This window comes from Cryptosporangium sp. NPDC051539 (assembly GCF_044454545.1).
In the GTDB taxonomy this organism is placed as follows: Bacteria; Actinomycetota; Actinomycetes; order Mycobacteriales; family Cryptosporangiaceae; genus Cryptosporangium.
On record NZ_JBITDV010000001.1, the window covers coordinates 484,988 to 509,146 of the forward strand.

At 72.0% G+C, this 24,159-nt stretch carries 23 protein-coding genes; 9 read left to right on the forward strand and 14 right to left on the reverse strand.

Translation table 11 applies throughout. The features are described 5' to 3' along the window. Positions 1–244: 244 nt before the first annotated feature. Positions 245–685, reverse strand: coding sequence for an anthrone oxygenase family protein (locus tag ACIBZJ_RS02340; protein ID WP_395924584.1), 441 nt, complete (start codon positions 683–685; stop codon positions 245–247). Positions 686–732: 47 nt separating this feature from the next. Between ACIBZJ_RS02340 and ACIBZJ_RS02345 the strand changes: the two genes are divergently transcribed. Both ACIBZJ_RS02345 and ACIBZJ_RS02350 read left to right on the forward strand, forming a co-directional pair. Then, positions 733–1,419 carry a TetR family transcriptional regulator gene (locus tag ACIBZJ_RS02345; protein WP_395924586.1) on the forward strand — a complete coding sequence of 229 codons (687 nt, stop codon included), beginning with the start codon at positions 733–735 and terminating at the stop codon, positions 1,417–1,419. A gap of 174 nt (positions 1,420–1,593) precedes the next feature. Further along, positions 1,594–2,370 (forward strand): alpha/beta hydrolase, encoded by a 777-nt coding sequence (locus ACIBZJ_RS02350; RefSeq protein WP_395924588.1) that lies wholly within the window; start codon positions 1,594–1,596, stop codon positions 2,368–2,370. A 22-nt stretch (positions 2,371–2,392) separates the two neighbouring features. Here the strand turns inward: ACIBZJ_RS02350 and ACIBZJ_RS02355 are convergent, their stop codons facing one another. Further along, the gene (locus tag ACIBZJ_RS02355) at positions 2,393–3,073 is read right to left on the reverse strand and encodes a DUF998 domain-containing protein (protein WP_395924590.1); all 681 of its coding nucleotides are present in this window, start codon (positions 3,071–3,073) and stop codon (positions 2,393–2,395) included. Positions 3,074–3,197: 124 nt separating this feature from the next. Beyond that, on the reverse strand, positions 3,198–4,076 hold the full coding sequence (locus ACIBZJ_RS02360) for a helix-turn-helix domain-containing protein (protein WP_395924592.1): 879 nt from the start codon (positions 4,074–4,076) through the stop codon (positions 3,198–3,200). A gap of 101 nt (positions 4,077–4,177) precedes the next feature. Between ACIBZJ_RS02360 and ACIBZJ_RS02365 the strand changes: the two genes are divergently transcribed. Further along, the gene (locus ACIBZJ_RS02365) at positions 4,178–5,620 is read left to right on the forward strand and encodes an amidase (RefSeq protein WP_395924594.1); all 1,443 of its coding nucleotides are present in this window, start codon (positions 4,178–4,180) and stop codon (positions 5,618–5,620) included. 11 nt (positions 5,621–5,631) lie between these two features. Here the strand turns inward: ACIBZJ_RS02365 and ACIBZJ_RS02370 are convergent, their stop codons facing one another. Further along, on the reverse strand, positions 5,632–6,069 hold the full coding sequence (locus tag ACIBZJ_RS02370; protein WP_395924596.1) for a hypothetical protein: 438 nt from the start codon (positions 6,067–6,069) through the stop codon (positions 5,632–5,634). Between the two features lie 203 nt (positions 6,070–6,272). Here ACIBZJ_RS02370 and ACIBZJ_RS02375 point away from each other — a divergent pair, with 203 nt between their 5' ends. Next, complete coding sequence (locus ACIBZJ_RS02375) at positions 6,273–7,223, forward strand: helix-turn-helix transcriptional regulator (RefSeq protein WP_395924598.1); 951 nt, start codon at positions 6,273–6,275, stop codon at positions 7,221–7,223. Here the strand turns inward: ACIBZJ_RS02375 and ACIBZJ_RS02380 are convergent. Further along, complete coding sequence (locus ACIBZJ_RS02380) at positions 7,208–10,000, reverse strand: ATP-binding protein (protein WP_395924600.1); 2,793 nt, start codon at positions 9,998–10,000, stop codon at positions 7,208–7,210. The two genes, ACIBZJ_RS02375 and ACIBZJ_RS02380, sit on opposite strands and share 16 nt — an antisense overlap. Positions 10,001–10,122: 122 nt before the next feature. On the opposite strand from ACIBZJ_RS02380, the gene ACIBZJ_RS02385 reads away from it, so the two are divergent. Together ACIBZJ_RS02385 and ACIBZJ_RS02390 are read left to right on the forward strand one after the other, a co-directional pair. Then, positions 10,123–10,929, forward strand: coding sequence for a class I SAM-dependent methyltransferase (locus ACIBZJ_RS02385; protein WP_395924602.1), 807 nt, complete (start codon positions 10,123–10,125; stop codon positions 10,927–10,929). Between the two features lie 268 nt (positions 10,930–11,197). Further along, positions 11,198–11,833 carry a hypothetical protein gene (locus tag ACIBZJ_RS02390; protein ID WP_395924604.1) on the forward strand — a complete coding sequence of 212 codons (636 nt, stop codon included), beginning with the start codon at positions 11,198–11,200 and terminating at the stop codon, positions 11,831–11,833. On the opposite strand, the gene ACIBZJ_RS02395 is transcribed toward ACIBZJ_RS02390, so the two are convergent. From ACIBZJ_RS02395 to ACIBZJ_RS02405, 3 genes are read right to left on the reverse strand one after another with little or no spacing between them, the layout of a single operon-like run. Then, positions 11,820–13,172, reverse strand: a complete 1,353-nt coding sequence (locus tag ACIBZJ_RS02395; RefSeq protein WP_395924606.1) for a M20/M25/M40 family metallo-hydrolase — start codon at positions 13,170–13,172, stop codon at positions 11,820–11,822. The two genes, ACIBZJ_RS02390 and ACIBZJ_RS02395, sit on opposite strands and share 14 nt — an antisense overlap. A 14-nt stretch (positions 13,173–13,186) precedes the next feature. Further along, positions 13,187–13,345: an RbsD/FucU domain-containing protein gene (locus tag ACIBZJ_RS02400; protein ID WP_395924608.1), complete on the reverse strand. Its 159-nt coding sequence runs from the start codon at positions 13,343–13,345 to the stop codon at positions 13,187–13,189. 28 nt (positions 13,346–13,373) lie between these two features. Beyond that, a complete protein-coding gene (locus ACIBZJ_RS02405; protein ID WP_395924610.1) occupies positions 13,374–14,375 on the reverse strand; it encodes a DUF1996 domain-containing protein in 1,002 nt (333 codons plus the stop codon). A gap of 279 nt (positions 14,376–14,654) precedes the next feature. On the opposite strand from ACIBZJ_RS02405, the gene ACIBZJ_RS02410 reads away from it, so the two are divergent. After that, the gene (locus ACIBZJ_RS02410; RefSeq protein ID WP_395924612.1) at positions 14,655–15,110 is read left to right on the forward strand and encodes a GNAT family N-acetyltransferase; all 456 of its coding nucleotides are present in this window, start codon (positions 14,655–14,657) and stop codon (positions 15,108–15,110) included. Between the two features lie 49 nt (positions 15,111–15,159). On the opposite strand, the gene ACIBZJ_RS02415 is transcribed toward ACIBZJ_RS02410, so the two are convergent. Further along, positions 15,160–16,518, reverse strand: a complete 1,359-nt coding sequence (locus ACIBZJ_RS02415; RefSeq protein WP_395924614.1) for an aldehyde dehydrogenase family protein — start codon at positions 16,516–16,518, stop codon at positions 15,160–15,162. A 1,433-nt stretch (positions 16,519–17,951) separates the two neighbouring features. Between ACIBZJ_RS02415 and ACIBZJ_RS02420 the strand changes: the two genes are divergently transcribed. After that, positions 17,952–18,209: a hypothetical protein gene (locus tag ACIBZJ_RS02420; RefSeq protein WP_395924616.1), complete on the forward strand. Its 258-nt coding sequence runs from the start codon at positions 17,952–17,954 to the stop codon at positions 18,207–18,209. A 144-nt stretch (positions 18,210–18,353) separates the two neighbouring features. Further along, positions 18,354–19,157, forward strand: a complete 804-nt coding sequence (locus ACIBZJ_RS02425; protein ID WP_395924618.1) for a hypothetical protein — start codon at positions 18,354–18,356, stop codon at positions 19,155–19,157. A gap of 99 nt (positions 19,158–19,256) precedes the next feature. Here ACIBZJ_RS02425 and ACIBZJ_RS02430 read toward each other — a convergent pair whose 3' ends face one another. From ACIBZJ_RS02430 to ACIBZJ_RS02450, 5 genes are all read right to left on the reverse strand, one after another. Further along, positions 19,257–19,799, reverse strand: a complete 543-nt coding sequence (locus ACIBZJ_RS02430) for an NUDIX hydrolase (RefSeq protein ID WP_395924620.1) — start codon at positions 19,797–19,799, stop codon at positions 19,257–19,259. After that, positions 19,796–20,584: a hypothetical protein gene (locus tag ACIBZJ_RS02435; RefSeq protein WP_395924622.1), complete on the reverse strand. Its 789-nt coding sequence runs from the start codon at positions 20,582–20,584 to the stop codon at positions 19,796–19,798. Before ACIBZJ_RS02435 ends, ACIBZJ_RS02430 begins: the two co-directional genes overlap by 4 nt. 223 nt (positions 20,585–20,807) lie before the next feature. Next, positions 20,808–22,085, reverse strand: a complete 1,278-nt coding sequence (locus tag ACIBZJ_RS02440) for a B12-binding domain-containing radical SAM protein (protein ID WP_395924624.1) — start codon at positions 22,083–22,085, stop codon at positions 20,808–20,810. A gap of 664 nt (positions 22,086–22,749) precedes the next feature. Beyond that, entirely contained in the window at positions 22,750–23,631 is an 882-nt protein-coding gene (locus ACIBZJ_RS02445) for an SAM-dependent methyltransferase (protein WP_395924626.1), read from the reverse strand. Positions 23,632–23,656: 25 nt separating this feature from the next. Next, positions 23,657–23,974: a hypothetical protein gene (locus tag ACIBZJ_RS02450; protein ID WP_395924628.1), complete on the reverse strand. Its 318-nt coding sequence runs from the start codon at positions 23,972–23,974 to the stop codon at positions 23,657–23,659. Between the last annotated feature and the right edge of the window lie 185 nt (positions 23,975–24,159).

A 24,159-nucleotide genomic window follows, 5' to 3' on the forward strand; every position in this document is an offset into this window, starting at 1 on the left:
GCCGCAGGCAGAGCGGCCGCAGGCAGGACGGCCCAGGCAGGACGGCCCCAGGAGGGGCCCTCGCCACAGCACGATTCTCGTCCCAGCGCGGCCCCGCCCCAGCCGGGGAACCGCCCCAGCCGGGGAACCGCTCGGGCGACCCGCTCACCGGGGTGCCGCGGTGCGTCGGCCGCCGAGACGCCGGTCGCGGCCCCGGCCCCGGCCCCCGCCGCCGCGGGTCCGCGGCAGGTCGCACCGTCGCGGGCTACGTCCGGGCGGCCAGGGCCGCGACGAAGCACACGAACGCGACGACCGCGGCGGCGGAGCGGGCCACGTCGAGGCGCTCCCAGCGCAGCACGGTCTCGCGCCAGTTCGCGGGCGGGGCGTCGTCGCGCCAGTCGATGACCTGCATGTTGATCGGCACCGTGCCGAGGAACGAGATCAGCACGAACGCGGCCAGCGCCGCCGCACCACCCCACCGGAAGCCGCTGCCGGCACCACCCACGGTGACCAGCACCACCACCGCGAGCGCCACGGCCGGGAGCATCAGACCGGGCACCACCACCCGCAGTCTCCGGACCAGTGCGACCCGGGCCCGGATGTGCGACCGGTCGTCCAGACTCCGCAACGCCGGCTGCACGCCGTACCGAACGATGAATTCTTCGCCGGCGAGAAGGCCCAAAAGAACAAGACCGAGGATCTGCATGAAACTTACGGTAGCAAGAAAACTTCAGTCACTGTAGGTTTACCTCCGTGGAAACCGTCGACTGGCAGCCCGGCCTGCGGGAGCGGAAGAAGCGGGCGATGCGAGCGCGGCTGACGTCGACCGCGACGCGGATGTTTCTCGAACGCGGCTTCGACGCGGTCCGCGTGGCCGAGATCGCCGACGCGTGCGAGGTCTCCGAGAAGACCGTGTTCAACTACTTCCCCACCAAGGAAGCCCTGCTTCTCGACCGGTTCGACGACACGCTCACGTCGCTGCGGGCCGCGCTGTCGACTCCGGACGCCACGGTGCTGGACGCCGCCCTCACGGTGCTGACCGCGGAACTAGCCGCGCTCGACGGCTGGCTCCGCAGCCAGGACGACGTGGCGCACGCGGTCGAGCAGACCCGCCGGTTCCGCGAACTGTCGGTCAGCACGCCGGGCCTGCGCGCGTACCGGCACGACATGACCGAGCGTCTCATCGCCACGGTCGCCGCGTTCCTGGCCGCCCGCCGGGGCGCCGGCGCCGACTCCCCCGAACCGACGATCGCCGCGATCGCGGTCGTCGGCCTCTGGCGGGTGCAGGCCGACAGCCTCACCCGTCAGTTCGCCACCGGAAGCCCCGCCTCGGGTCTGCGTACCGCCGTGGCCGCGGACGTCGACCGCGCCGCCGCGCTGCTCGCCCCGATGCTCGAGGCGGCCCGCCCGGCCCCGGATTCCGGGCCCGCCGCCGAGTGATTTTCCCGGCGGCGATCGGCCTGGTAGCGTTCCGTGCGCTGCGACCGATCGAGGAGGTGAGTCCCGTGACCGTTGATGGACGTGGGTGCTCATCCTGCTCGTCGCGGCTGGCCGGCTGACCTGAGTGTCGCCGGGAGCACCCGTCACCCGTGGTGCTTCCGAAAGGCGACAACCATGAACTTCACCGCCGAGACATCGTCGAACGGTGTCCTCGAACGCGACTTCCTGCTCCACGAGATCCCCGGCGTGCACTGGTCGGCCCCGAACCAGCCCGCCACAGACCAGCCCGCCGCAATCCAGCCCGCCGCAATCCAGCCCGCTACAGACCGGCCCGCCGCAGAGCGGCCGCTCGTGCTGCTGGCCCACGGCGGTGGCCAGCACAAACGTGCCCCGGGTGTGGTCGCCCGGGCCCAGCGGCTGGTCGCCTCCGGTTTCGACGCCGTCTCGCTCGACGCTCCCGGGCACGGCGGCCGGCCGCGCACCGAGTCCGACGAGCGCGACATCGCGCTGATGCGGGCCGCGATGCAGGCCGGCGAGCCGGTCGGCGAAATCGTCTCGCGGTTCAACGGTGACATCGCGGAACGGGCCGTGCCGGAGTGGCGCGCGGTCCTGGACGCGATCGGTCCCCGGCACCCCGTGGGCTTCTTCGGCCTCGCACTGGGCACCGCGATCGGCGTGCCGCTGGTGGCCGCCGAACCGCGGATCTCCGCCGCGGTGCTCGGCGTCTTCTGGGGCGAGTCGCTGATCGGGACCGCGCAGAAGATCACGGTCCCGATCGAGTTCCTGCACCAGTGGGACGACGAGCACATCACCCGCGAGTCGGGGCTCTCGCTGTTCGACGCGTTCGCGTCGACGGAGAAGACCCTGCACGCGAACTCCGGCGCCCACCTGGAGGTGCCGAGGTTCGAGGTCGACAGCACGGTGGCGTTCTTCCGCCGCCACCTGCGGTAACCGGCGCCCGCCGCGCGGTCGCCTACCCGGCCGCGCGGCGGTTCACGGCCAGGACCGCGAGCCAGAGCCAGCCGGCCGACACGCACGACCGCTGCCACAGGCCGGCCGCGTCCACCCACGGCGACGTGCCGCTGAAGCCCATCGTCGCGAACGCGAACAGCACCACGAACGCGAGGCCGCTGACCGCCGAGTACACCGCCATCCGGGGCGCCCGGCGGCGGGCGAACACGACCGCCGCGGTCAGCATCGCGATCGCCAGCGCGGCGAACCCCGGCAGCGAGAACACCAGGTCGTGGACCTGCCCGTGCCAGGTAACCGGGCTCGCCGCCGTCGGGTAACCCCCCACCGGATCGGTCCGGAACGCGCCCGCTCCGAGCAGACCGACACCCCAGACGCCGATCAGGACCGGCAGCGCCCGTGCGCCCGGCCCGGGCCGCAGACTGCGACGCAGCCCCACCGCGAACACCAGCACGAGGACCCCGGCCACCAGGAAATTGAGGATCTGCTCCCAGCCCTGCGGCCCGAGCGAGAGCGAACTCGCCGGGTGGCGCACGGCCGAGTAACCGTGCCCGCGCAGTACACCTTCGACGAGGTACGCGAGCGTGAAGAGCGGACCGGCGATCAGGCCCGCGGTGAGAAGTCGGTCGGGGCGGGAGGGAGGCCGCTCGGGCATCGCGGCGGCTACGCGAGTCAACACCGTCATGCCGTCAACCGTAGTTGACGACCCGACGGGCGTCAACCACAGTTGACGACCTCTGTTCCCGAACGGACACGCCGTGTGTCGCTGCCCTGATCGAACGCCGCGCCGATCCGCGCGAACCTAAGAACTACAAGGCCCGGAGCGCGTCCCCCACCGCTCTCCGGGCCTTGCCCCGTCCACGGTCGCGAGAGGACCAGGCGACGTCGTCGACCGCGAGCCAGGGCGCCGCGGCCAGCGCGGCCGGAGTCAGACCGGCGAACAAGCGTGCGTCGCGATGCAGGTGGGACTGGTCGGTGTAGCCGCCGCCGGCGGCGACCGCGGCGGGCGGGAGCCCGGCGGCCAGGCGGTGGGCGGCGACGTCGAACCGGATCAGCTGGGCGGCCCGCTTGGGCGAGAGACCGATCTGCGCACGGAACCGTGACCAGAGCCGCTGGCGCCCCCACCCCGTCTGCGCCGCCAGCTCGTCGATCCGCGTCCGGCCGCCGCCGGCCACCAGGGCCCGCCAGGCGAACGCGACTTCCGGGTCGACGGCCCGTCCGCGTTCCGCGCGGCTGCCCAGGACGTCGGAAACGATCGCGAACCGTTCCTCCCAGGAGCCCGCCAGCCGCAGCCGCCCGTGAACGCGCGCGGCCTCTCGTCCCCAGAGGTCGTCGAGGCCCACGACCGCGCCGGACAGGTCCGACGCGCCACCCAGCACCGCGTGCGCGACGACCGGCGACAGCCGGATCTGCAGGCATTCGACGTCGCGGCCACCACCGCGCAGCGTGCCCGGCGCCATCCCGGCGACCAACGCGCCACTGCGCTGACCACCGTCGTGGTCGATCTGCAGGCCCTCGCCGAGGTCGACGATCACGGTCACGGCCGGATACGGGATCACCTGCAGCTCGACCGCGCCGGCGGCACGCTCCCGGAACCCGGCCACCCGGACGCCCGCCACCCCGGCGGCCGACGGCGTCGCGATGTCCCAGATGGCGGCCGCGGCCCGCAGCGACTCAGCAGCGCCCATGTGTCCAGGCTACGAGCCGGCTCCACCGGCCCGGCGACATTCGTCCAATACCGGGCCCCCGGCCCCGCCGGACGCTGGCGCCAGTCAACGAAGGAGCCCGCATGTCGATCGACCCGTTCACCCCGGCCCTCGAGCTCGCCGCCGCGATCCGCCGTAAGGAGGTGAGCCCGGTCGAGGTCGCCGAGTCCTGCCTCGAACGCATCGACGCGCTCGACCCCCGGCTCAACGCGTTCTGCCACCGTGCCGACGACGACGTCCGCAAAGCCGCGTCCGCCGCCGCCGACGCCGTCGTCCGGGCCGCGTCCCCCGAGGAACTTCCGCCGTTCCACGGCGTCCCGCTGCCGATCAAGGACCTGGTGAACGTGGAGGGCTGGCCGACGACGTACGGGTCGGCCGCCGTGAGCGGTGCGCCGGCGGCGCACTCGGACCCGGTCGTCCGGAGGTTCCTGGACGCGGGTTTCGTACTGCTCGGGAAGACGACGACGTCGGAATTCGGCGCGGTGCCGTTCACCGAGAGCCCGGCGCTGGGGATCTCGCGCAACCCGTGGGACCCCGACCGCACGCCGGGCGGGTCCTCGAGCGGCGCCGGGGTCGCGGTGGCCGCGGGCCTGGCGCCGATCGCGCACGCCGAGGACGGTGGCGGATCGATCCGCGTCCCGGCCTCCTGCACCGGCCTGGTCGGCCTCAAGCCGACGCGCGGACGGATCGCGAGCGAGGTCGTCCTCGTCGAGGGTTTCGCCACCAGCGGCGTCGTGACCCGGACGGTCGCCGACACGGCCGCCGCCCTCGACGTCCTGGTCCGCCACGACCCGGCGGCCTGGTGGTCGCCTCCGACCCCGTCGGGGTCCTTCCTCCATTCGCTGCGGACGCCTGCCCCGCGCGGTCTGCGGGTGGGGACGCTGGCCGAGTCGCCGATCGACGGGATCACCGTGGATCCGGCCTGCGTGTCCGCGGTGGACGCGACCCGGCGCGCGCTCGAGTCGGCCGGCCACCACCTGGTGGACGCCGAGCTGCCGCTGCCGCCCGCGGAAGAACTGCTCGGGGCGTTCACGACGGTCTGGAACGTCGGTGCGGCCGGGGTACCGCTGGCGGATCCGGAGCGGGTCGAGCCGCACAACCGGGTCCTGCGCGAAGAGGCCCGTGCGACCGACTCCTGGACGTTCGCCGAGGCCGTGCTGAACACGCAGGCGTTCTCCCGCCGGATCGTCGAGGGGTTCGTGGCCGGGTTCGACCTGCTGGTCACGCCGACGATGGCGTGCCTGCCGCCCGCGGTCGGGTTCTGGCGGGCCGGGGTGGAGGGGTCGCCGCTGATGGCGCTGCTGAACAGCTACCCGCTGGCGGTGTTCACGTCGATCTTCAACGTGACCGGGTTGCCGGCGATCTCGGTGCCGGTCGGGTTCGACGAGGCGACCGGGTTGCCGGTGGGCGTGCAGATCGTCGCCGCGCCCTGGCGGGAGGACCTGCTGCTCCAGGTCGCGCGGGCGCTGGAGCTCGCGCTGCCGTGGAGTGGCCGGCGCCCGCGGGTGGGTGGGCACCCGGCCTGATCCGACCGGCGTCAGGACGACCGTTCGAACGTGAGGTCGAAGTCCTTGCGCCAGGTCTCACCCTCGTCCTCGGACGCCTCCCAGCGTCCGAGGACGCGGTCCTTCTCGACGTCGGCGAGGAAGCGCTGGTACATGTCCGGGTCCTCGCGGGAGAGCGTCCAGTGGTCGCCGTCGAAGCGCATCGCGAACTCCCGGCACACCCCGCGATCATCCTCGTAGAGCGCGACGAACGTGTCGTTCGCGTCGCTGCGCCCGAGGACGAACGTCATCCCCGGGCTCTCGCCGCGGCCGGGCAGCACCGTGCGCATGATCAGCATCGACTCCCCCAGCCGCGCGATCGACGTGGTGCCCAGCACCACCGTGCCGGGGTCGAAGAACCACGCGTCCGACAGCGTCGTCGCCCATTCGCCGATCAGTCCGTCGAGCTTCGCCAGTTCGAGGTTTCGCATCTCTGCTCCGTTCGGTCGGGCCCGAAGGTCTGGTACCCGCCGGCCGAGCGGTTCGATCGCCGCTCCGCGCCGACACTGTCGGACATTGTGGACCCGCACGCCGCGGCCCGGGGCGACCGGCGGACGACGGGTTCCACCGCACCAGGACGGGCCCGCCGGGCCGGGACCGATACCGGACGGCTTCCGCCCGGTATAAAGGGACGATGACCCGGCCGACCGCCCGTGTGCTCGCGCTCCTGGAAGTGCTCCAGCGCGGCGGCACCCGCACGGCCGCCGACCTCGCCGGTCAGCTCGGCGTCGACGAGCGCACGATCCGCCGGTACGTCGAGCACCTGATCGACCTCGACATCCCGGTCCGGGCGGAACGGGGCCGCCACGGCGGGTTCCGGCTCGCGCCCGGCTACCGGATGCCACCGCTGATGCTCACCGACGAGGAAGCCCTCGCCGTGCTGCTCGGGCTGCTCGCGGGTCGGCGGGCCGGGCTGGTCGCGGCGTCCGCGGCAGCGATGGAGAGCGCGGCCGCGAAGGTGCAGCGGGTGCTCCCCCGCGCGCTCGGCGCGCGCCTCGACGCGCTGCGCGACACGCTCGGCTTCACCGCACCGGCCCGGTCCGCGGTCACCCCGGAAACCGACGTCCTGCTGACACTCGCCCAGGCCGCGCGCGATCGGCATCCGGTCGCGCTCACGTACACCCGCCACGACGGCCGGGCGAGCGAGCGGACCGTGCGGCCGTACGGGATCGTCGCCCACCGCGGCCGCTGGTACCTCACCGGCGACGACGGCGCGAGCGGCGAGGTCCGCACGTTCCGGCTCGACCGGATCCGCGGCACGACGGTGCTGACCGGTGACTTCGACGTCCCGCCCGGGTTCGATCCGGCCGCCCGGGTGCTCACCGGCATCGCCGGGGCGCCCCACCGGCACGCGGTGTCGGTGCTGGTCGAAGCGTCCGCCGACGACCTGCGCGCGCCGAGCATCAGCACGGTCGAACCGGTCGGCCCGGACCGCGTCCGGCTGCGGTTCTCCGCCGAGGACCTCAGCTGGGTTCCCGGCCTCCTCGCCGGGCTGAACCGCCCGTTCGTGATCGAGTCTCCCGACGCACTCCGCGACGAGGTCCGCGCGCTGGCCGGACGTCTCACCGGCTACGCCGGGAAGTAGGTCCCCAGCTCGGCGCGGCGAGTGAGCGTCAGCTTCTGGAACACGTGGGTCAGGTGCGTCTCGACCGTGCGGCGGGTCACGTAGAGGTGCTGCGCGATCTCCCGGTTGCTGTGCCCACCGGCCGCGAGCACGGCCACCCGGTGCTCGGCCGCGGTCAGCGCGTCCACCCCCGACCGTGCGGCGCGCCGCGGACGGGCACCGGCGGCGTGCAGTTCTTCGCGGGCGCGGCGCCCGAGGCGGCGCAGCCCGAGCTCCTCGGCCAGGGCCAGCGCGACGCCGAGCGGCTCCCGGGCGGCGGCCCGCCGGTTGGCGCGGCGCCGGGCCGCCCCGAGCGCGACCAGCGCACGCACGTACTCCAGCCGGTGCGGCGCCGGGCCGAGCACGTCCACCGCCTGCTCCAGCAGCCCGACCGCGTCCTCCGCGCTCACCGTCGCGGCCAGCGCGCGCAGACCGGCGCCGAGCGGCTCGGGCAGGCCGACCCGCCCGGCCAGCTCCAGGTGCTCCTCGGCGAGGCGACGGGCGGCGGCCCGATCGTCCAGATCGAGCAGTGCCGCACTGTCGCAGACGCGCCACGCGACCAGGGACGGATGCTGGATCCCCAGCTCGCGCCACGCGGCGGCAGCGGCCGTCAGGTCGGCGTGGGCCTCCTGGGGCCGCCGTTCGGCCAGGCGCAGCCGAGCCCGGCTCTCCAGCAGCAGCGGGGAGGCCAGCGCCCCGGCCGGAGGCGCGACGTCGTCCAGGCCCCCGGCTCGCATCGCGTCCGCGGCCTCGGCCGGCTCGTCGCGCTCGACGAGTGCGTCGACCAGCGGGAACAGCGACCAGATCAGGGCCTGCGGCGGACTGATCCGGAGCTTGAAGTCGAACGCGAGCCGGGCATCGGCTTCCGCCTCGCGGGCCTTGCCCTGCCGCAGCAGCGTGATCGCCCGGAGGAACCCGGCGTGCACGAGCGCGATCATCCAGCCCCGCGGCCGGGCGATGTCGATCAGCGTGCCGCACCGGTGCTCGACCGTGGCCAGGTCGCCGCACGCGATCAGGCAGAACCCCAGGCAGGTGCCGATCAGCGAGTCGGGCACGGTGTCGAGTGCGCCGCTGCGCAGCGCGCGGTCGAGCAGGGCCTGCGCCTCCGCGGCCGGCCGGGCCTCGTTGATCAGCTTCCAGGCGGCCAGCACGTCCCAGAGTGGTGGGCGGTCCGCGGAGCGGTGCAGGCGGGCGTAGGCCTCGCCGACGGTGTCGGCCTGCATCATCGCGTCGCAGACCAGTTCTGCCTCCAGCAGATCCACCAATTCCCGGGGGATGTCGGACCGCGGCTCCAATCCGGTCCGGCACAGGCGCGCGGCGTCGTCGAAGTAGCCGTCCAGGCCCAGTGCGCGACCACCCGCCAGCGCGATCCGGGCCCGCTGCTCGCCGGTCGCGGCGAGTTCCACGGCTTTCGTGAGCAGCGCCGGAGCCTCGGCGTGCAGGTCGACGGAGAGAACCAGCCCGAGGCGGCAGCGGACGTCGGCCTCGTCGCACGCGTCCGGCGGCGGCTCGGCCAGTGCCCGGCGCAGGAAGAACGCCGCGCTGTCGAGGGCACCCCGGCGGCCGGCCCGGTCGGCGGCGTCGCAGAGGGTGGACACGGTCGCGGGATCGGCCGCCGCGTCGGTGCGCAGGAGGTGCAGAGCGATCGTCTCGGTGTCGCCCCGCTCGGCGGCCAGCACCCGGGCCGCCCGGGCATGCGCTCCGGCGCGCTCCCCGGCCGGCATCCCGTCGTAGAGCGCACCGGCCACCAGCGGATGAGCCAGCGCGTAGTCGCCGCCGGCCCGATCGAGCAGCCCGGCGGCCTGGAGACGGTCGGCGAGCCGGGCGGCCACGGTGGCGTCCACCCCGGCCAGCGCGCGGGCGTGCCGCAGCGGCGCCGCCCGGCCGAGCACCGCGAACGACCGCGCCAGCTCGGCCGACCCGGACGGCAGGCGCGACAGCTGCCGTTCGACGACCCGCCCGACCTGCTCGGCGCCGAACGCGCCCAGCCGTGCGGCCAGGTCGTCGTCGGGCTCGGCCCGCTCGGCGGCGACCTGGTCGAGCAGCGCGCCGAGCAGGAACGGGTTGCCCGCGCTGGCCGCGTGGCAGGCCGGAGCGAACCCCGGCGTGGCGGTGGGCAGCCGCGCCGCGACCATCGCCTCGACCGCGGCCGGCCCCAGCGGACGCGGGCGCACCGGGGCCTCGGCGGCCGCGGCGAGCAGTTCGGCCAGCAGGTCGGGCTCGGCGGGCGGCTCCCCGGCCCGGACCGCGCACAGGATGCCCAGCCGCACCGCCGGGAGCTGCCGGGCCAGCTGCCCCAGCCAGCGCAGCGACGGAGCGTCGGCCCAGTGCACGTCGTCGATGACCAGCAACGTCGGCCCGCGCTCGGCGAGGCCGCAGGCGAGCCAGGTCAGGCCGTGCGCGGCCGCGTACATCGCGTCACCGGCCAGCGACGGCTCGGCGCCGTCGGCGTCGGCGTCGAGCGCGCGGCGCGCGAGCGCGGCCGCGCCGGTCGCGAGTCCGGCCCACTCGGGGCCGGTCCGGACCGGCGCGAACAGCTGCCGGGCGATACCCCAGCCCGCGTCGTGCTCGAGCGGCCCGCCCCAGGCGGTCAGTACCCGGACGCCGTCCGCGCCGGCGACCGCGGAGAGCAGGCTCGACTTGCCGATCCCGGCCGGGCCCTCGACGACGATCACGCGCCCGGATCCGCGGCACACCTCGTCGAGCTGGCGGCCGAGTGCGGCCAGCTCCGCATCACGGTGCAGCAGCGTGCGAGGCACGCCCAGACCGTAGGCCGTACCGCGCGCCACCGGTAGCTCGTAGCGGGAAGCGGACAGTGGCCGAAACCTCGTGGTGGCCACCACGATTCGCCCGGGTACCACGAACCCCGATCCTCGATCGCATGACGACCTACGCCTTAGGACACACCCACGACGAGTACGAGCGCCTGCGGATCCAGGCGCGCCGCTGGGAGGCCGCCACCGGGCGGGTCCTCGACGCGGTCGGCCTCGCGCCCGGCGCCCGCTGCCTCGACGCGGGCTGCGGCCCGGGCGAGACGATGCGGTTGATGGCCCAGCGGGTCGGGCCGTCCGGCGCGGTGCTCGGCGTCGACAAGGACGCCGCCCTGCTGGGCCGGACGCGGGAAATGCTGCACGACGCCGGCCACCGCCACTGCGACGTCCGGGTGCACGACCTCGCCGGCCCGGACCCGCTTCCGGACGGACCGTTCGACCTGGTGTACGCGCGGCTGCTGCTGTTCCACCTGCCCGAACGGGCCGACGTGGTCAAGCGCCTCTGGGAGGCGGTGGCGCCGGGCGGGCACCTGGTGGTGCACGACTACGACCTGAGCGCGGTCAGCACCCACCCGATGCTCGACGACTTCGACGAGATGGGCCGGATCATCGGCGAGACGTTCGCGGTCGCGGGCTGCGACACCCGGGTCGGGTCGGCGCTGCCGTCGCTGATCCGGCAGGCCGGTGCCGGCGAACCCGACGGGAGCGACGTCGCCGGGCTGCTGGAGCCTCTGGCCGACGCGAGGGACTTCCTGGAGGCGACGTTCCGGAGCCTGCTGCCGCTGGCGCTGGTCCGGGGCGTCACGACCGACCGCGAGGCCGAGTACCTGCTGGACGCGCTCGATCGGGACGCCGCCCGCTACCCCGACCGGCCGGTGCTGATGCCGCTGCTGATCGGCGCCTGGAAACGGAAGTGACGCTGCGGGCCGGGCGGCGCCGGGCTCGCGTTCATGGCCACTCCGAACTACGTCGTCCTGATCCGTCGGGGCGCGGCGGCCACGCCGTGGGGATTCGCAGCCGTCGCGGACCCGCTCTACCCGGTACTCGGCAACAGCGCGGTCGTGGTCGTCATGCGGGCGGGGCGCCCTCGTCCTAGCGGTTGTCGCGCGTCGCCCGATCAGCGGCTGTCGCGGGCCGGGCACTCCTCGTAAAGTGCCTGCATTTCCGGCTTCGGGGGGCACGGTCATGCCGCTGGTGCGTAGGCTGCTCAGCCCGGCCGGGTTGCTGCTGGCGCTGCTCTGTTTCGGACTGCCGTTCGTGACCGTGTCGTGCGAGTCGCCGATGGGGTCGGTGTCGACGAACGTCTCCGGCGCCGCGGTCGTGGTGGACGCCCGGCCCGACGTCGAGGGGACGGGGATCTTCGTCGGCGCCGGGTCGGGCTCGGACGTGGACCCGTCGTCGCCCGACGTGTCCACGACGAACCGGGTCAAGGGCGGGCTGGCGCGGCTGTTCGTCGCCGGAAGCGTGGTGCTGACGCTGGTGGCGTTCGGGTTGAGCTGGGTGCCCAGGTCGCGGTGGTGGCCGGCGGGCGCCGCGGTGGCGTGCGTGGGCGCGATCGGCCTGCTGGCGATCGGGGTGTCGGCGTTGCGTGCGGCGCTGATCGGCGTGCTGGGGGAATCGCTCTCGTCGCTGGGCGAGTCGTACGCGCGGGCGGCCGCCCGGGACATGGTCCACGTCCGGTTCGGCCCGTGGGTGGTGGCCGCCCTCCTCGCCGCCGCCGCGACCGCCCTGGCCGCCGAGGCCGTCCGCCGGCGTCCCCTCCCTCGCGCCGCCGCCCCACCCCCCGGTGGGCCACCGCCGGCCGGGTTCAGCCGAGGCTGAGCTGGTCCAGCAGGAACGCCTCGGCCCGCACGCCCTTCGGGAACATCTCGAGCGACACGCTCTCGTCGATGCCGTGCCAGCGGCTCGACGGGTCACCCACGCCGGTCACCAGTACGGCCGCGCCGGGGAAGGTGCGGGCGAACTCCGCGATGAACGGGATCGACCCGCCGATCCCCGACTCCACCACCGCGTTGCCGTACGCCTCCGCGAACGCGGCCCGCGCCGCGTCGTAGGCCCACCCGCTGGAGTCCAGGCTGAACGGCTCGGCCATCCCCGAGTGCGGCCGCACGTCGACCTGCGCACCCCACGGCACGTGCGAGCGCAGGTGCCCGGACAGGAGCTCCCGTGCCGTCGCCGCGTCTTCGCCCGGCGCGATCCGCAGGCTCACCGCCGCCCGGGCCCGCGGCAGCAGTACGTTCGAGGACGCCGCGACCGACGGTGCGTCGATGCCCAGCACCGCGATCGCCGGCGCCTGCCAGGCCCGCTCGGCGACCGTGCCCGACCCCAGCAGGCCGACGCCGTCGAGCAGCCCGGCCTCGGACCGGAACGTCTCCTCCGGAAGGTCGACGGCGGCCGCGTCGGTGCCCTGGTTGCGCCGCAGCCCGGCGACCGCGACCTCGCCCTTCTCGTCGTGCAGGCTCGCCAGCGTGTGGCAGAGCGCGGTCAGCGCGTCGCCGATCGGGCCGCCGTAGACCCCGGAGTGCACCGGGTTCTCCAGCATCGAGACCTCGACCACCACGTCCACCAGCCCGCGCAGGCTGGTCGTCAGCCCCGGCACGTCGACGCTCGGATTCGCCGCGTCCGCGATCACGATCACGTCGGCGGCGAGCAGCGCCCGGTGCTCGCGCAGCAGCGCGAGCAGGGTCGGGGAACCCGACTCCTCCTCGCCCTCGATGAACAGCGTGACGCCGACCGGTGGACGGCCCTCGTAGGCGCGGAGCACCGCCAGGTGCGTCATCACCCCGGCCTTGTCGTCGGCCGCGCCGCGGCCGTAGATCCGGCCGTCGCGCTCGGTCGGCTCGAACGGCGCCGAGGTCCAGAGCGCCGGGTCACCGGTCGGCTGCACGTCGTGGTGCGCGTACAGCAGGACCGTCGGCCGGCCCTCCGGCGCGGGCCACCGTGCGACGACCGCGGGCGCGCCGCCGTCGGCGCGCAGGATCTGCACGCTCTCCGGCCCGAGTGCCCCGGCCAGCTCCGCGACCAGCGCCGCGCTCGCCTCGGTGTCGGCGGCGTGCGCCGGGTCGGCCCAGATGCTGGGGATGCGGACGAGACGCTCGAGGTCGGCGCGGGCTCCGGGGACCACGGCGTCGACCGCTGCGGCGATGGCTTCTCGGGACATGCCCCCGATCCTAGTCAGCGCCCGTCTTCCGGCATTCCGGGCGGGAAGACCACGCCCTCGTGCAGCACGAAGCAGCTGTAGGGCTCGTCCTCGAGCGTGTGGACGACCGCGTAGACGTCGTTGGCGCGCCGGGAGAACTCGTGGCGCCGGACGACGCCGTACTCGAGCGGCACCGGGTGGCCGGCGCGGGCCAGGCCGAGGTCACGCCCGTGGGCAGGACGTGCCCTCGTTCAGGCAGGCCACCACGCGCGCCATCGACGGCGACGACATCACGTTCACGTAGTCGGCGTGGTCGCTGATCGGCCGGTGCAGCTGGTCCGGGAACGAGTCGACCGCGTACGACGTCCCGGCCGGGACGTCGTAGGTCAGCGTGTAGGTCAGCTTCGGGATCGCGACCGTCCCGCGCGGGCACACGCCGTCCGCCGACGGGAAGACCACGTGGGCCCGGTGGCTCGCGCTGTCCAGGCTCGCCGCGTCCCAGCAGCTCGGGAACTCCAGGATCCGGGTCAGTCCCCGCCCGCCCGGGCACAGCGGATACTTCTCGCTGCTGACCCGGTCGGTGAACCCCCGGCAGGTGAACCGCGCGTGGGCGTTGCCGCCGCCGTTCGTGTAGGCCTTGGCGTCGCCGGCGATCACCCGCAGGAAGCGCGGCGGCGCCACGACCTTCGTCCGGGGGTTGCCGGAGAACGTGATCGACACCTGCGGCCGCAGCACGCGCCCGGTGTTGCGGTCGGCCGCCGACTCCCCGGCACGGAGCGCGTCGGTGCCGGTCCGGTCGCGCAGCACCGGCCAGAAATACGCCGACCGGTCCGTCCGGTCCCGGCAGGTCGTGGTCGCAGAGGCCAGGCTCAGATCGGTCGAGCCCGCGGACGTCGTCGTGTTCCCGACGTAGTCGTGCAGGTGGTGCGATCCGTTCCGGATGCCCGGGGTGACGATCATGTTGTCCGGGTTGTAGTGGCCGTTCTCGTTGTTCCCGCAGCTCACGCCGTACGTGCGCACCGGCGGCTCGGCCGCCGCCGGGGGGACGGCGGAGATCGCGACGTAGTCACTCCCGGCCGGCCCGGTCGCCGGGTGCGACGGATGCGACGGGTGGTGCACCGGTTCCGCTCTACTTCCGATGAGGACGACGCCCAGCGCGGCACCGCCGGCCATGGCCAGAACCGCCACCAGCGCGACGATGCCCACCAGCCCTCTCTCCGACACGCTCTCCAGCATCGGTCGTCGCCCGGCCCGTCGCAGCGAATTCCCCACTCTCCGGCCGGCCGCCGGGACTTACTCCACAAAGGTCCCTCGCCCGCGCGGCGGCGCGGGATTCTCCTGTGGCCGCTGCGGGGAATGTCGGGGCGGTGGAGTAAGAAGGCACCCGTAAGTGCCCAGGGTTCGCGGGAGGTCCGGTTGCCGACGACGAGCGACGCGGATCCGCGCGCCGGCGCCGGTCACCGGCCCGCGCCCGGGCGCCGTCGACGCGACGAGGAACCGACCATGCACCTGCAGGAGATCACGCCCGCGAACTACGAGGCGGCGTTCGAGGTGCAGGTACGGCCCGATCAGGAAGACCTCGTCGATTCGGTGGTGAAGTCGCTGGCCGAGGCCTGGGTGTACCACCGGTACGCCTGGCCGCGGCTGATCTGCGACGGCGACGAGGTCGTCGGGTTCCTGATGGCGTTCTTCGACATCCCGTGGAGCCCCGAGCGCGATCCGCACGACCGGCGTTCGGGATTGTGGCGACTGAACATCGCGGCCGAGCAGCAGGGCCGGGGCTACGGCCGGTTCGCCGTCGAAGCCGTCTGCGACGAGGTCTACCGGCGCGGCGGCAGCCAGGCCTACGTCACCTGGAAGCCCCGCCCCGGCGGGCCCGAACCGTTCTACCTCCGCCTGGGCTTCCGCCCCACCGGCGAGACCAGCGACGGCGAAACCGTCGCCGTCCGCGACATCTGATCGTGTGACGCCGGGTCGCTCCACCGTGCCGGGGACGAGCGTGGAACCCCTACGGCTTCCTGCGGGCCGGCCCGGCCAGTACCTGGATCTCGGTGAAACCGAGCAGCCCCCAGGGCCCGTTCTCGACGCCGATGCCGCTCGATTTGTGCCCGCCGAACGGCAGATCGGGCCGGACGGCGGTGCCGTGCGAGTTCACGGTCACCTGCCCGGCGTCCAACTCGGTGGCGATCGCGGCCGCGGCGTCCGGATCGTCCGACCAGACCGAGGCCGTGAGGCCGTAGGTGGTGCGGTTCGCGCGGGCGACCGCGTCGGCGACGTCGTCGTAGACGAGGACCGGCAGGGCCGGACCGAACTGCTCCTCCTCGACGATACGGGCACCGTCTGACAGACCGGTCAGGATCGTCGGGGCGAAGAAGTACCCCGGCCGGTCCAGCGGCGCGCCGCCCGCGGCCACCGTCGCGCCCTGGGCGATCGCCTCCGACACCAGCCCGGAGACGCGCTCGAACTGCATCTTGTTGTTGATCGGACCGAGTTCCACACCCTCGACCGTGCCCTCGTCGACGTGGACGGTCCGGGCCAGGTCGGCGAGCGCGTCGACCAGGTCGTCGTGCTGGTCGCGGTGCACGTAGAGCCGTTTGGCGGCCAGGCAGACCTGGCCGTTGTTCATGAAACCGCTCCAGAAGATCGAGCGCGCCAGCTTCTGGATCGGCGCGTCCGGCAGCACGATCGCCGGGTCGTTCCCGCCGAGTTCGAGCGTGACCCGCTTCAGGTCACCCGCGGCCGCGACCGCGACCTTCCTCCCGGTCGCGGTGCTCCCGGTGAAACTGATCTTGCGGACGAGAGGGTGCGCGGTCAGGCTCGCGCCCAGCGGGTCCGGCCCGCTCACCACGTTGAGGACGCCCGGCGGCAGGACTGCGCGCAGGATCTCCCCGAGCGCGAGCGTGGCCAGCGGCGTGTACGGCGAGGGCTTCAGGACGACGGTGTTGCCCGCCCGCAGCGCCGGCGCGATCTTCCACATGGCCAGCGTCAGCGGGAAGTTCCACGGCGTGATCGCGCCGACCACGCCGAGCGGCCGCCGGTGCACCTCCGCGTAGCCGCGGTCGTCGTCGCGGACGATCTCCGGGGCGAGTTCGAGCCCCGCGTAGTAGCGCAGCCACGCCGACACCGCGTACGTCTCGGCGACGGCCTCCTTGAGCGGCTTGCCCTGCTCGGTGGTGAGGATCGCGGCCAGACCGTCGCGGGACCTGTCGACGGCGTCGGCGGCCGCGAGGAGGGCCTGCCGGCGCCCGCCCTCGTCCCGGCGCCAGGTTCCGTAGGCCGCATCGGCCGCGCGGACCGCGGCGTCGAGCTGGTCTTCCGAGACCGCCGGAGCCTCGGCGAACGTGGTCCCGGTGGCCGGGTTGATCACCCCGAAGTGCTCTGCGGTCTCGACCGCGGCGCCGTCGGTCGGCCCTTCCCCCGTTGTCGGTGACCGTGCTCCAAGTGACGGGGATGGCGTCGGAGGCGGGTCCGGTGCCGGTCGCAGTGAGTCTGCACTCGTCCCGGGAGGCGGCACACGCGGCGCTGCGGGAGCTGACTCGACTGCACCAGACGCACTCCGGCCGATTGCGGATGGGTCCGGCGTCCTGGTGGATGTGGCCGCGCATGGTCGACTCTCACCGGCCGATCGGCCGCGACGAGTCCGGCAGTATCGCTCCGGTGGCGTCGTAACGCCGAAGCAGGAGCACGACCGGCCGCGCTGCCGACGGTGTGTCCCGTACAGCAGAACTGCTGTAGATAATGCTTGATGTTGGGTTTCTGCTCTTAGCCAGGAAGCTCCGGCGGAGGGCTCGTGGTCCGGCGGGACCGTCCTCGACGGGGCAGCGGGGTGACATCCTCCTGGAGCATCGACGTGATGCTGTCTGCCACATATTCAGGAACGTCACCCTTGAGCGCGTCGATAGCGCGGCGCTCGCGGCGCTCGCGGCTCTGAGTACGGATCCACTCAAGCGCGACCGTCGCGAGGTGTTTCATGACCAGCGCCACCAACACGGGAGTGCCTACGTGTAGCAACGCTGAGGAGATGTCTGCGGCCACCAGCCCGGAGCCCTTCTCGCTCTCGGACTAGTCGAGCCGGGCACACGAACTCAGCCCGACCAGTCCCAATGCACGACTGATCAAGCTGAGTCCGCCAGCATCGGGCTCAGGAAGCCAAACTCGCAGGGGCCACCGCTGCACTCCCCGGGCCCTCGCAGGATCAACTCATTTCGTACTGGCGAAAGAGCTTGGGTAATCCAACGAGGCGGGCGACCACTACCACTTGCGATCGGCCCAATTGGTCAATCGGTCAAGGGCCGTTATCACGATCAAGGTAAGTCTAAGGCCGTTGGCAACTGGGAGCAACGGCTGGTCGGTCTTGCAGTGACGGTCCGTGCTCTGCCGCGCGGCCGAGCGGCTTTCGCTGCCGCCCGGGTCCGGGGCGGTGTGCCCGCCGGGCCGTGCCGCGCGCTAGCAGCGGCAGGCCCGAAGCGGGCGCACCGCAGACCCGGCCCGAGGGTGCGGCGGCGGAACAGCCGGCGGCGGCCGTAGGCCGCCCTTGCACAAGTAAATGAACTTCAATCGGCTCCGCTTACGCGGGCGCCTGCGGCGCGAGATTTTCGAGGACTGAGCCATGAGCGATGAGGCGGGATCGGATCGGCCGATCTGGGAAGTCGCGGGGATGCCACGCGAGACATTCGAGGGGATTTTCGCGTGGGGGCGGTCGGGGAAGCTGGGGGCGTTGCACGATCAGGTGCGCGGGGTCGGCGGCTGTGCGCGTCCGGTGCATCTGGCGGGGGCGGCTCGCGCAAAGAGATTGTGCCGATGCGGCAGTTGTTCACCACGCGCATCGTGCTGCGGGTCGATGAACTGGGGCAGGCCGATCTGGTTCTCGGTGGCGGCGCGACGGCCCGGGGTGCGCACGCGCATCTGATCCCGGCTGACGAGTCGACGGGTGCAGGGATCGGCTACGTCAACGGGGACGACCGGGCTACCCCGATCCGGGTCCGGGCCGGTTACACGTCCGACTCCGACATCGACTGGATGTGCCTGACCTACGCCCCGGCCATCACCGGGCCGTAAGCGGGGGCACGTTCGCTGGGCCGGTGGCGCCGCTCGCACAAGGCGGGCACGACTCGCGCGCGTCCAACGGCGCGGCCGGCGCAGCGAACCCCCATTCCGCGGTGACCTCACCGCCCATTCCCAGACAGGAGAAAGGACCATGTCATGCTCGGATTCGGCAGTGCCGACGATCCGTTGTTCACCGCTGCTGACACTGATGGGGCGGCGCTGCCGACGCTGCGGCCCCGCTTCCACCCCGACGACACCGACCCTCGCCATGACGACGGCGCAGACGATGACGGCCGGACCGAACAGGCATCCGGTCGCGGTCGTGATCGCCGGACGGCTCGCCGGTCGCTACGCCTCAAGCTCGGCGCCGTCGGTCTCGTCCTGGTGCTGATCCTTGCCGCGTTCGGCCTCGCGGGCGGACTGCTGCGGCCTGACCCTCCGCCCGATCGGCCGGACCTGCGGGTCATGACCTGGTGGTGGGACGCGTTCGACACGTTCCCCGAACCACTCGGGTCCGGCCCATGGAAGCAGTCGGTGTGTGACGGCGACACCGGCAACGCACAGAAGGCCGTCGACGCCGAGATACGGCGGCAGACGACCGAGTGGCCCCCGGCTGAGTTCGTGGTGTCCGTCGAGTCCACGGACCTGACGTACACCACGACCGGTGAGGACACCGCCGAGGTGCGGTTCACCTCGATCACGGAGTTCTACCCGCGCGGGGAAGACGGGTTCGACTTCTGGGCCGCGCCGGATCAGGACTGGACCGTGACCACGAAGCGAGACGGCGATCAGTGGTGCGTGCATCGGATCGCGGTCACGTATCGGGCGGGTTTCGACCCGGCAGAACAGACCCCCACCTACGGCGGGGGCGGTCTCATCGGCAACGGCGGTGACTCGTCGGGTGAGGCCGGAGACGACGACACGATCGGAGGTGGCATCCAAGGAGAAGCACACCGCTGACCCATCACAACGGATCGCCGCGAAAGGAGTTGGTGGCGGCTAACCGGTGGCTGGTTCCTTCGTCTGACGGGGAACCGGCCATCGGCGTGTTCGGGTCGGCTAGTCGGCGAGTGCGCGGTAGATCGCAGCGACCGAAGACATAGAACGGATGGTTCCGTCGGCGAGCATCGCGGGCAGGCTGGCGCGCGGCACGAGGATGGTCTTGAGTCCGGCAGCCTGCTCCATCGAGTCCAGCGTGGGTGTGGATCGTTCGACCGCGCCGGTACCGGTGAACGCGTGCACCATGTTCGTGTTTTTACTGGAGTCGTCGTAGAAGGCGCCGACCGCGTGTAGCCCGTCGCGGCAGACGTATCCGGTTTCCTCGACTAGTTCACGAGCGGCTGCCTCGGCGGGGTCTTCCTCGGGGGTGAAGCCTCCGCCGGGCAGTTCGGTGGTTCGGCTACCGGCGCCGTGCTTGTACTGCGTGACGAGGATGGCTTGATCGTCGGTCGTGAAAGCAAGCACGAGAGCGACGTGTGGGCGGACAGCCAGGAAGTAGTCCGTCTGGCTGCCGTCGGGGAGCTCGACCCGGTCGCGGCGGATGGTGGCCCATCGGCTCGGGAACGCGATGTCACTGTCTAGGACACGCCAGGGTGCGTTCATCGGGGATGTGCTCCGGGGTCGGCCGGTCCGGTAGTTGCGACGCCCTGAGGGTCGGGTTCGACGGTGATGGCGTGCAGTCCGGCGGCGGGCAGCATGGCCGTGACGGTATCGGCTGCGCCCGGCTGGCAGAGGACAAGCCACGCCGCGCCGGTTCCGCCTCCGCCGCACGGCTTGGCGGCCAGCACGCCCGGCAACGCGTGCAGCTTCTCTTCCACACGGGTGTCGACTACGGCCGGATGCAACGCGCGCTGAAGCTGCCGGACGGCGTGCAGGTGCTCGGCCAGTGCGGGGAGGTCGCCACAGGTGAGGGTGGCGGCAATGGGGGCGGCTAGCTCGTTGAGGCGGCGGAGCGCGGTACGGATCGCGCCGTCGTCCTGTTGGCGTTGGGCGATGACGTCGACCAGATTTCCGGAATCCCGGGTTCCGCCGGGATGCGCGAGAACAAAAGCACTGGTCAGGGCGGGGGCAAGGGTGATCCGCGCGCCAACCGCCGGCTGTTGCCCTGGGCCGATCTGCCACAGGTGACAACCGCCGTGAGCTGCGGCGTACTGGTCCTGACGGCCTCCCGCGATACCGGCCGACCTCTCGGCGGCTGCGGCGAGTTCGGCCAGCGCATCGCGGCTCACCTCGTATCCGCTGTAGCGGGCGCACACGGCGGTGACGGCCACACCCTGAGCGGCAGAGGTACCTAGACCGGTTCCGGGCGGCACGGGTAGCGACACGTCGATCTGGACGGCGTCGACTTTGAGACGGCCCGCGATCTCGGTTACGACGTCAGCGAGCACGGGTGGCGCCTCCGACCTCCCGCCGTCGACCGTGACCCGTACACCCGGCTGCGGGGACGGCCGGATGCGCGCACGGGCGCGGTGACCGATCGCGAGGTTGACGATCAGCGACGGTTCCCGGTCGACGGCGGGAGAGCAGTCGGTGTAGGCGCCGGTGAGGTCGCCTCGCACGGACGCGGACGCCTCGGCGGCCCACTCCGTTTCGGTGTCCGGCATCCGCCGGTCAGACGGTGGCCAGCGTGGGCGGGCGCAGTAGCGTCCCGAGACCGAATTTCCGGCGGGCGTCCTGAAGCGCAAAGAACCGATCCATGTCGTCGGACAGTCCCCACTCGGTCACCATTCGGGACGAGAAATGACCGTCGTACCGGAAGTCCCGGCGCTCCAATTCGTGATGACTCCACACGTTGACGATGTAATCGTCGGCGCCGATCTCGGTGCATAGGTCGTAGGTCGCGGCGACGGAATCGGCGTCGGAATCGGGACCGCCGAGAAGCACGTACACGCTGAGACGTATTCCGCGTTCCTGGATCATCTGTGCCGCACGCAGGCACTCATCGCGGTTCTGCTTCTTCTCCATCGCGGCGAGCGTGCGATCGTCGCCGGATTCCACACCGAGTTTGACTTGTACGACTCCGAGCTCCGCGAGGGCGTCCAACCGGTCGGGTGTGATGGATTTGACGCTGACCTCGCACGTGTATTGCTTCGCCATTCCGCGAAGCGCGGCGGCGAGTTCGCGGACACGTCGGGCGCGTAGCGGAAGGATCGCGTCTCCGAAGTCGATCAGTGAGGCGCGGCGCGCGGCGATGTCGGCGGCGACCCGATCCGGCGGCACGGGCCGGTAGGTCAGATCGCGGGCTAGGCAGAACGTGCACGAGTAGACACACCCGAAGGCCGTCATCACCACGTCATCACGGACGTCGGCGGGCTGCATCTCCAGCGACGGCAACAGGAACAGGTCATGCGGGCTGGGTGCGATCACACCTCGGGCGTCCGGCGCAACGGCGTCCACGATCGACGGTGAGGGACCGCCGGGCAAGATAGTGGTAAACGCGTCAACGAACCGGTGCGGTACTGCGGTGTAGAACGGCCCGACTCCGACCGTGCGGATACCTAAGCGCATCAGCCGGCGGGACAGCTCAGCGGAGATGTAGGCGTTTCCGGAATCGACCCACGGCGTCACCGTGTCGGCGGCGGAAATGACAACAGCGTCCGGCCGGAAGGAACAGATGCGCTCTACCGTCTCGTCGTAGATAGCGGCGTCACCTTCGGCGGCGGCGGCCACGTATCGGAAGTTGTCGAACAACTGGCGCCACGGAATATAGGTTTCCGCGCCCGTGGCGTCGGCGTTGAGAACGATCGGGGAATGACCGGCGCGAGTGAGGTAGCTCGCGTGATAGCAGAGTTCCAGCGGAAGGCGGTCATTGTGTGAACCGGCGATCCGCAGATACGGAGGCTGAACGAGTAACACGTTCTGCGAGGGAATAGACGCGGTGATGGGCATTCATCATCCCTTCCGGGGCGGCTACCGAGGTCATCGGATTACCGCCTGCTACTACGCGATTGCTTTAGGTTACCGACACTGTCTGCTGAATACTTCCGGATCGACAGACACCGGGCTGCCAGCGTCCAGCGGGCGTTCCAATTCCTCACCGGACGCTGGCAGCCTTTTGTCAGCGACCCACCGGGAAGGGCCGCCTTCCCGCCGCCGGTTCCGGGCGGACGGCAGGAAGCTGATAGCGACGCATGTAGGCATCGCGGGGTGGAGGGGCGTAGCGCGCTGCCAGCGCGACCACCAACTAATCGCGGTGGCAGCCCGCTACAGCAGCCCCGGGGGCGAAGACCCTATCCTTCTATTCGCCCTCGACCGGATTCGGGCCGCTCTTCGGTCGCGGGGTCCAGCCAGCGACAGAAGCGTGTGTGCCGCTACCCGTGCTGCATGGCGGATTGCTTCGGGCCTGGGGTGAACCACGAGAAGCCGGGATCAGCGGTTCGTGCGTCGGGGCTGGGCATCGTTTCGGTCCTGACCGCGATGAGCGCGAATCCGGGTATGCGGCGGGGTAGAGGCGGCGGCGGCCATGCGGGCGGCTGGCAGATACCGGGGGGCTGGGTGGAGTTGACTCGGGCGACGCCGCGCCATCCGTTACGCAAGAGGGTTGAAGTGGTGGTCACGGCTGGGTACCGCCTTCCGGGTCGGGTTCGGGGCGGCGGAGGATGCCGACTCCGCCGTAGAAGAGGTGCGCGAGGGCTGAGAGCGTGGGGTCCGCGCGGTGCGCGGGGGTGTCCCATCGGGCGATCGGGACGGCGCGGGGCTCGGGCTGATCGCTGAGTAAGCCGCCGGGAAGGATCTGGTAGCCCTCGAACAGGGCGGTGATCTCGTCGGTCGTGCGGAAGATGTAGGGGTAGTCGCCCTCGCGGTGGAGGCGCGTGACGGGCTCGGTCTGCGACGGGGTGAGGTCGTAAGCGGTGGGATGCGCGATCACCAGTGCGGATCCGGGCACGCACTCGGCCCGGTAGGCGGCGAGCAGACGGCGCGGGCTGTCGGCCTCGGACACGTGCTGAAACACGTTGGTCGCCAGGATCGCGAGAGGCTGGGAGGGGTCGAACAGGTCGGCGAATTCCTGGCTGCCGAACACGCCTTCGGGTTTGGTCACGTTGGCGTGCAACGCGAGGGCGCTGGCGGTCGTCCCGATCCGTTCGCGGGACCGTTCGCAGACCACCTCGTCGTGGTCGACGTAGAGGATGCGCGCGTCCGGGTCGGCATCGGTGATCACGTTGTGCAGCGGCCGTTTCCAGACCGGGACGCCTGATCCGAGGTCGAGGAACTGGCGGATGCCCCGGGAGAGCAGGTGCAGGACGGCGAGGTGCCGGAACTGCGTGTTGGCCTTCGCGTCCTGGCGAAGCCGGGGAAGGTGAATCAAAAGCTTGTTGAACATGATCCGGTCGTCAGGGCGGTTGGTTCCACCGTTCAGGCAGTCCCACACCAGTCCAGGTCGCGGGAGCTCGGGCGCGGTGTCGCGGAGATAGCGGGAACGCGGATTGGTATGCACGGCGAGGTCTCCGGAACGAGGGGGTTCAGACGGTCGGGGGGTCGTCCTGCTTCTCGTGCACGTCGTCGGGGTGATGACCGTTGTTCGCAGTGACCCGCTGGCCCGGGTGCGCGTCGCACGGAATGCCGGAGACCGGGATCGGCGACGGGACGGTGTTAAGGCGCTGCATCGCCCACTCATGGGTGTCGCACGGCCACGGGTCCTGGTCGTCCGCACAGACCTTCACCAGGAGCTTCTGCGGGTTGGGGCCCGACGCCCACAATGTCAACGGCTGGTGCATCTGCAACGCAACGACGGCCAGGCTGAACTCAACGTGTTCCGTGCGCTCGGGAGTCAGAGACACGGCGCGGCTCCGTCTAGCCAAAAGACCTCGCCACCGGCGGCTCGTACCCATGCTGCACTGGCGCTGCGCATGCCCTTGTCCGTGCCTGCACGAAGCACGACTCGGCGCGCTCGGCCGACCAGAAGCGCCGCGAGACATCGATCGAATCCCGTTCCGAGGTTCCCGCCCGCCAACGGCCCAGTGTC

What these genes read in the sequence shown, in the direction of transcription:
- ACIBZJ_RS02340 (WP_395924584.1), bottom strand. Translation starts at nt 685, where the DNA reads ATGCAGATCCTCGGTCTTGTTCTTTTGGGCCTTCTCGCCGGCGAAGAA.
- ACIBZJ_RS02350 (WP_395924588.1), top strand. Translation starts at nt 1,594, where the DNA reads ATGAACTTCACCGCCGAGACATCGTCGAACGGTGTCCTCGAACGCGAC.
- ACIBZJ_RS02355 (WP_395924590.1), bottom strand. Translation starts at nt 3,073, where the DNA reads ATGACGGTGTTGACTCGCGTAGCCGCCGCGATGCCCGAGCGGCCTCCC.
- ACIBZJ_RS02360 (WP_395924592.1), bottom strand. Translation starts at nt 4,076, where the DNA reads ATGGGCGCTGCTGAGTCGCTGCGGGCCGCGGCCGCCATCTGGGACATC.
- ACIBZJ_RS02365 (WP_395924594.1), top strand. Translation starts at nt 4,178, where the DNA reads ATGTCGATCGACCCGTTCACCCCGGCCCTCGAGCTCGCCGCCGCGATC.
- ACIBZJ_RS02370 (WP_395924596.1), bottom strand. Translation starts at nt 6,069, where the DNA reads ATGCGAAACCTCGAACTGGCGAAGCTCGACGGACTGATCGGCGAATGG.
- ACIBZJ_RS02375 (WP_395924598.1), top strand. Translation starts at nt 6,273, where the DNA reads ATGACCCGGCCGACCGCCCGTGTGCTCGCGCTCCTGGAAGTGCTCCAG.
- ACIBZJ_RS02385 (WP_395924602.1), top strand. Translation starts at nt 10,123, where the DNA reads ATGACGACCTACGCCTTAGGACACACCCACGACGAGTACGAGCGCCTG.
- ACIBZJ_RS02390 (WP_395924604.1), top strand. Translation starts at nt 11,198, where the DNA reads ATGCCGCTGGTGCGTAGGCTGCTCAGCCCGGCCGGGTTGCTGCTGGCG.
- ACIBZJ_RS02395 (WP_395924606.1), bottom strand. Translation starts at nt 13,172, where the DNA reads ATGTCCCGAGAAGCCATCGCCGCAGCGGTCGACGCCGTGGTCCCCGGA.
- ACIBZJ_RS02410 (WP_395924612.1), top strand. Translation starts at nt 14,655, where the DNA reads ATGCACCTGCAGGAGATCACGCCCGCGAACTACGAGGCGGCGTTCGAG.
- ACIBZJ_RS02420 (WP_395924616.1), top strand. Translation starts at nt 17,952, where the DNA reads ATGCGGCAGTTGTTCACCACGCGCATCGTGCTGCGGGTCGATGAACTG.
- ACIBZJ_RS02425 (WP_395924618.1), top strand. Translation starts at nt 18,354, where the DNA reads ATGCTCGGATTCGGCAGTGCCGACGATCCGTTGTTCACCGCTGCTGAC.
- ACIBZJ_RS02430 (WP_395924620.1), bottom strand. Translation starts at nt 19,799, where the DNA reads ATGAACGCACCCTGGCGTGTCCTAGACAGTGACATCGCGTTCCCGAGC.
- ACIBZJ_RS02440 (WP_395924624.1), bottom strand. Translation starts at nt 22,085, where the DNA reads ATGCCCATCACCGCGTCTATTCCCTCGCAGAACGTGTTACTCGTTCAG.